General features: G+C 35.9%; 8 protein-coding genes. 5 read left to right on the top strand and 3 right to left on the bottom strand.

Going from position 1 to position 5,660, the window contains the following annotated elements:
• The 3 genes from BBH99_RS08735 to BBH99_RS08725 form a co-directional block, all read left to right on the top strand.
• Window positions 1-517: GNAT family N-acetyltransferase (locus BBH99_RS08735; RefSeq protein WP_066694712.1), on the top strand; the 517-nt coding region annotated here is incomplete at its 5' end.
• Window positions 514-885: a cupin domain-containing protein gene (locus BBH99_RS08730; protein WP_066694710.1), complete on the top strand. Its 372-nt coding sequence runs from the start codon at window positions 514-516 to the stop codon at window positions 883-885. The genes BBH99_RS08735 and BBH99_RS08730, both read left to right, overlap by 4 nt.
• A gap of 244 nt (window positions 886-1,129) precedes the next feature.
• Window positions 1,130-1,513, top strand: a complete 384-nt coding sequence (locus BBH99_RS08725; RefSeq protein WP_066694708.1) for a PEGA domain-containing protein — start codon at window positions 1,130-1,132, stop codon at window positions 1,511-1,513.
• Between the two features lie 88 nt (window positions 1,514-1,601).
• Here the strand turns inward: BBH99_RS08725 and BBH99_RS08720 are convergent, their stop codons facing one another.
• The 3 genes from BBH99_RS08720 to BBH99_RS08710 form a co-directional block, all read right to left on the bottom strand.
• The gene (locus tag BBH99_RS08720) at window positions 1,602-2,345 is read right to left on the bottom strand and encodes a dienelactone hydrolase family protein (protein ID WP_066694707.1); all 744 of its coding nucleotides are present in this window, start codon (window positions 2,343-2,345) and stop codon (window positions 1,602-1,604) included.
• Window positions 2,346-2,501: 156 nt separating this feature from the next.
• Window positions 2,502-3,113, bottom strand: coding sequence for an HAD family hydrolase (locus tag BBH99_RS08715; protein ID WP_066694703.1), 612 nt, complete (start codon window positions 3,111-3,113; stop codon window positions 2,502-2,504).
• Window positions 3,114-3,138: 25 nt separating this feature from the next.
• Window positions 3,139-3,570, bottom strand: a complete 432-nt coding sequence (locus BBH99_RS08710; protein WP_066694698.1) for a type I restriction enzyme HsdR N-terminal domain-containing protein — start codon at window positions 3,568-3,570, stop codon at window positions 3,139-3,141.
• 7 nt (window positions 3,571-3,577) lie between these two features.
• Between BBH99_RS08710 and holA the strand changes: the two genes are divergently transcribed.
• Both holA and BBH99_RS08700 read left to right on the top strand, forming a co-directional pair.
• Window positions 3,578-4,615 (top strand): DNA polymerase III subunit delta, encoded by a 1,038-nt coding sequence (gene holA / locus BBH99_RS08705; RefSeq protein ID WP_066694697.1) that lies wholly within the window; start codon window positions 3,578-3,580, stop codon window positions 4,613-4,615.
• 294 nt (window positions 4,616-4,909) lie between these two features.
• Window positions 4,910-5,660: NAD(P)/FAD-dependent oxidoreductase (locus BBH99_RS08700; RefSeq protein WP_066694695.1), on the top strand; the 751-nt coding region annotated here is incomplete at its 3' end.

Raw genomic sequence — 5,660 nt, 5'->3', positions numbered from 1 at the left:
TGTTCAGCCTGTTTTAGAGAGTGAAGAATTTCAATTAATCCCCTTACAACAAGGGGATTTTGAATCTTTATATCAAGTAGCATCAGACCCTAAAGTATGGGAACAGCATCCTAACAAAGACCGCTATCAAAGAGAAGTTTTTGAGAATTTCTTTAGAGGAGCAATGGAAAGTAAAGGAGCTTTTAAAATTGTTGAAAAAACAACCGGAGACGTGTTGGGAAGCAGTCGTTACTATAATTTTGATGAAAATGACAGCCATATTTTCATTGGTTATACCTTCTATGGAACAAAATCCTGGGGAAAAGGAATCAACCCCAAGGTGAAGAAACTGATGCTGGATTATATCTTTCAATACGTGGATAAAGTTCATTTTCATATCGGGAAAGAGAATTTTCGTTCACAAAAAGCATTAGAGAAATTAGGTGGTATCAAAATAGCAGAAGAGGAAGTTGCTTATTTTGCTGAACCTACAAGGACCAACTTTGTATACGAAATCAAGAAAGAAGATTGGGTATGAAAAAATATAAAATACAACAGTCTCCCTTTGTAGTTCCTACTACAGACGGAAAACTAATTGAAGAACACTGGGGAAACTCTACAGGAAATTCTAATGTTTCCATTGCTCATATGGTGGCACCTCCGGATTGGAGCGAACCTCACCAGACTCCTGAATTTGATGAATTTACTTATATCATTTCAGGGAAGAAACAATTTGAAATTGATGGAGAAATTGTTGTGCTGGAGAAAGGAAGCAGTATCCTTATTGAAAAAGGAGCAAGAATCCGTTACAGCAATCCTTTTACAGAACCTTGTGAATATCTTGCGATCTGTCTGCCCGCCTTTTCTATGGAACTGGTGAACAGGGAAGTGGAAGGAGTGGATTAGTCACTGCCATTTATTATATTGCATAGAAAATACATCAAGCTGTCTCAGGAACTGAGGCAGCTTGATGTATTTTCTAAGGATCAATATCCATATTGCCATTAATCTGCTTAAAAAATATATTTTATATATCAGCAAGTTATCTTTTTAATCAGGATATAGCTATCTGCTGATGCCGATTGTTATTAATTATTTTGTAAGTTCGCGCGCCGAAAAAGTCGGCATATTTAACTTTTTAATAAAATATATGAAGAACAATCTATCCATTGCATTATTGGTAGGCATCGCACTTTCTACAACTTCCTGCGCAACCATTTTTACAGGAACCCGCGATAAAATTACTTTCAATTCTACTCCTGAAGGAGCTAAAGTAATTCACAACGGAGAAGAAAAATGTGTGACACCTTGTACTGCTCCTATTTCCAGATCCTTAAGCAAGCAATTTATTACTATTGAAAAAGAAGGCTTCGATTCACAGAAAGTAAAACTGGAGAAGTCATTTAACGCAGTAACACTTCTTAATATCCTTTTTGGAGGTATCATCGGAGTAGGAATTGATACAGCAACAGGCTCTCTGACAAGATATTCTACCAAAAAATATGATGTAGAGCTGGAAGCAAAACAACAGTAATTATAAAGATTTAATAGACAATGTACCAATGCTTTGGTGTGAATCAGCTATTGGTACATTGTTATACTGATATATTGTTACATTGAATTTACTTCAAAATCTCCTTTAAAAACATCAACGTGTGATTCCATGCTCTTTTAGCCATCGTTTCATTATAATCCGGTGATTTAGGATCTGTGAAAGTATGCTTTGAATGAGCGTAAGTAATAATCTGCCAGTCTGCATTTCCTTCATTCATTTCTTTGATGAGGTTACTGTAGTCTTCAGGCGTTACTCCCAGATCATCTGCCGGATTTTCAACCAGGATTTTAGCATTTAATTTTTCATTTTTTCTGCTTTGGTCCCTTCCCAGGCTTCCATGAATAGAAACTACTCCTGCAACAGGTAAATTCCCTCTGGCAGATTCCAATGCTCCTGTTCCGCCAAAACAATATCCGATGACAGCTGTTTTATCAGAGATTGCTCCGTTCTTTTTCAGCTGTTCTAATGCCAGTGAAATTCTTTTCTGATATTCTGCATAGTTCTTTTTGTAATATCCTGAACTTTTGGCAGCTTCCTCATTATTAGCAGGGATTTTTCCTTCCCCATAAATATCTGCAATAAAAGCAATATAGCCTTGTTTTTCAAGTTCAAGGGCTGCTGTTTTAGCTTCTTCATCAATTCCCTTCCATGCAGGCAGAATCAGGACTCCGGGAAGCTTTTTTCCTGCGTTGGAAGTTATTAAACCATTCAGCTTTTGAGAACCGTCCTGATAGGAAACTGTTTTAAGATTCTGACTGAAAAGGTTTCCTGAGATGATAATGGATGCAGTTAATAGGATTGAACGTATCATATTTTTTTATTTTGTGATGGGTTAGGAGTTTTGAAATAGCTTATAGCTTAATATCTCAGTTACTAATATTTTGTTTTTTTCTTGGAGCTATATTATTTATCTAAATTAATGAAAATAATTCAGCCGAGAATTATTAAATATTTATAATGTAGATATTTAGATCTCAATACCCAGATGAGCCAGCTCCTGCTTCAGATCTGTATCCGGTTGAACATGAATGGTATTGAATCCCAGCGATTGTGCCATTTCAATATTCTTAGCATTATCATCTATAAAAACAGATTCTTCTGCCTGAATGTTATATCTTTCCAATAAAACATACCAGATTTTAGGATCAGGTTTAATCAGTTTTTCTGTTCCGGAAACCACAATTTTTCCATCAAAAAGCTGGAAGAAATCATAATTTTCTAAAGCATAAGGGAAAGTTTCTTCTGACCAGTTTGTTAATCCAAATAGCTGATAATCTGTTTTCTTTAATTGTCTTAAAACATCAACATTCTGAGGAATATCGCTTTTCAGCATCACAGTCCAGTTATCATAATAAGCTCTGATTTCCTTTTCCCATTCCGGAAATTTTTTCACCTGGATTTCCGTTCCTTCAACTAGGCTTCTTCCCCTGTCCTGTTCAATATTCCATTCATCCTGAGCAATATTTTTCAGGAAATATTCCATTTTTTCATCATCCTTGAAATAATCCTTAAAGAAATATCTTGGATTCCAATCCATTAAAACCCCGCCGAAATCGAATATTATGTTTTTAATTTTCATATTGTTGTTTTAGGTTTTGGTCAGTTTATTCCGGTTTATAAAACATATACTGCTCATTTTCGTAATAGGCATTAATATGCTGAAGCCCATTTGTTAAAACAATTTCTTTAGCTCCTATAATAGAGTTATACCGGGCAGTCTGTTCAAATGTTTTTTCCGTTAATTTGATTTGCGGAGCTTTACATTCAATCAGAATAACAGGCTCTGTTTTTTCGGTGACTAAAAGATCAATTCTTTTGGTTAAACCATTCAGAACAACTTTTTTTTCGGTGATTAAAGCTGAGGTAGAGTAGGATTTTACAGTAAGATAATAATGTATCCAGTGCTGCCTTACCCATTCCTCAGGAGTGAGCAGAAGATAAGTTTTACGAACCAAATCATAAATAAAAAACTTATCTTTGTCTTTCTTGAATTTAAAATCAAAAGTTTCCTGAAAATTCAGTTTTGGAAGTTCCATTAATAAGATGAAAGAATTAGATTTAATCCTCAAAAATATTAAAAATAAAGAAGTTTTACCTATTTATTTTTTCCACGGAGAAGAAGCCTACTTTATTGATGTTGCCGTAAAAGCTCTTGAACACAACTTTTTGGAAGAGGATGAAAAGGCCTTTAACCAAACGGTTACCTATGGAAAAGATACTTCTTATCAGGAAGTGCTTTCCCTGGCAAGACAGTTTCCCATGATGGGAGATAAGCAGGTGATTATCGTAAAAGAAGCTCAGGATCTGAAATTTAATGAAGAGGAAAACAGAATTCTGGAGGCTTACGTTGAAAATCCTGTTCCTTCTACTGTATTGGTTTTTGCCCATAAGCATAAGAAGCTGGACAGCAGAAAAAAGGCAGCTAAAGCTTTGGATAAGGCTAATGCTCTCTTCCTGAGTGAATCTGTAAAGGAAAGCAACCTTCCCAAATGGATTTCCGATGAATGTGTAAAGCTGAAAATTAAAACAGCTCCCAATATTTCCCATCTTTTAGCAGAATATCTTGGGAATGATCTTTCAAGAATTGCCAATGAGCTGAATAAACTAAAGATTATCCTTAAAGAGGGAGAAGTATTGGATGGAACCATTGTTGAAAACCATATCGGGATCAGTAAAGAGTACAATATCTTTGAACTTCAGAAGGCTTTGGGAACAAAAAACGCCAATGCTGCTTTTAAAATTGCGCATTTTATGGGCAAAAACCCAAAGAATAACCCTTTTGTGATGATGCTGGCAAGCCTTTACAATTATTTTTCTAACGTCATTATTTACCAGACAATGGCCGGGCAGCCGCCACAAGCCATAGCTTCTCAAATGGGGGTGAATCCTTATTTTGTGAAGGATTATGCAGAAAGCGCAAGATTATATCCTTTAAAGCATGCTACAAGAGTCATTTCTATTCTGAGAGAATTTGATATGAAAGGAAAAGGACTGGGGGCGGTGAATATGGGAGAAGCAGAACTCATTAAGGAACTGGTCTACAAGATTATCAATGTAGACAAGATTAAATTGAAGGTATGATTTATGGTTTGAGAGTGGGAGAGTTTTACAGTGAAAGGGTAAAGTGAATGCGGTTTTAAGACAATTAATAATAGATTGAGAGATAATAGACGGATAGATGATAGACAAGGTATATAGGTCTTAAATATAAATTAGGAGCTCTAAACCTAAACACGCAGCTCGCATCCCGTACCCTCATTGACAATCCGCATATCTCTTATTGACAACTATCATTAAAATAACTTTAAAAAGCCGACAAAAATTACGAAATTAGCGGTCTTAATTTAATTACATCTTTTTTCGAACAAGTAAATTATGGAGCAAAACATTTTAGATTGTGTGATCGTTGGATCTGGACCTTCTGGTTTCACAGCTGCTATTTATGCAGCAAGAGCAGACTTAAAACCTGAATTGTATACAGGTTTGGAGCCGGGCGGACAATTAACTACAACTACTGAGGTTGATAACTTTCCAGGGTATCCAGCAGGGATTACAGGTCCTGAAATGATGATGGATCTGCAAAAGCAGGCCGAAAGATTTGAAACCAAAGTGCATTACGAAATGATCACTAAAGCTGAGTTTTCAAAAGAAGTTGGCGGTGTTCACAAATTATATGCAGGAAATAAAGAGATTTTTGCTAAAACTGTAATTATTTCTACAGGGGCTACAGCAAAATATTTAGGTCTTGAAGACGAGAAAAAATATGCAGGAGGTGGAGTTTCCGCTTGTGCTACTTGTGACGGTTTTTTCTACAGAGGAAAAGATGTAGTGGTAGTAGGAGCAGGAGATACGGCTGCTGAAGAAGCTACTTATCTTGCAAAACTTTGCAGAAAGGTAACATTATTAGTGAGAAAAGACGTTTTCAGAGCTTCAAAAGCGATGGTGCACAGAGTAGAAAGCACTCCGAATATTGAAGTGAAATTTCACCATGAACTTATCGGAATTGAAGGTGAAAACAGCTTAGTAGAAAGAGCAGTAATCATCAATAACCAGACTCAGGAAACTTCTACTGTAGATGTTGAAGGAATCTTCATTGCTATTGGTCACAAACCGAATACAGATATTT

The organism is Chryseobacterium contaminans (genome assembly GCF_001684955.1).
In the GTDB taxonomy this organism is placed as follows: domain Bacteria; phylum Bacteroidota; class Bacteroidia; order Flavobacteriales; family Weeksellaceae; genus Chryseobacterium; species Chryseobacterium contaminans.
The sequence above is the reverse complement of the archived record's forward strand: the minus strand, read 5'-3'. Positions and strand labels throughout refer to the sequence as shown.

Excerpts from the sequence above, each read along its gene's own strand:
- BBH99_RS08730 (WP_066694710.1), top strand. The coding sequence starts at position 514 with ATGAAAAAATATAAAATACAACAGTCTCCCTTTGTAGTTCCTACTACA.
- BBH99_RS08725 (WP_066694708.1), top strand. The coding sequence starts at position 1,130 with ATGAAGAACAATCTATCCATTGCATTATTGGTAGGCATCGCACTTTCT.
- BBH99_RS08720 (WP_066694707.1), bottom strand. The coding sequence starts at position 2,345 with ATGATACGTTCAATCCTATTAACTGCATCCATTATCATCTCAGGAAAC.
- BBH99_RS08715 (WP_066694703.1), bottom strand. The coding sequence starts at position 3,113 with ATGAAAATTAAAAACATAATATTCGATTTCGGCGGGGTTTTAATGGAT.
- BBH99_RS08710 (WP_066694698.1), bottom strand. The coding sequence starts at position 3,570 with ATGGAACTTCCAAAACTGAATTTTCAGGAAACTTTTGATTTTAAATTC.
- holA (WP_066694697.1), top strand. The coding sequence starts at position 3,578 with ATGAAAGAATTAGATTTAATCCTCAAAAATATTAAAAATAAAGAAGTT.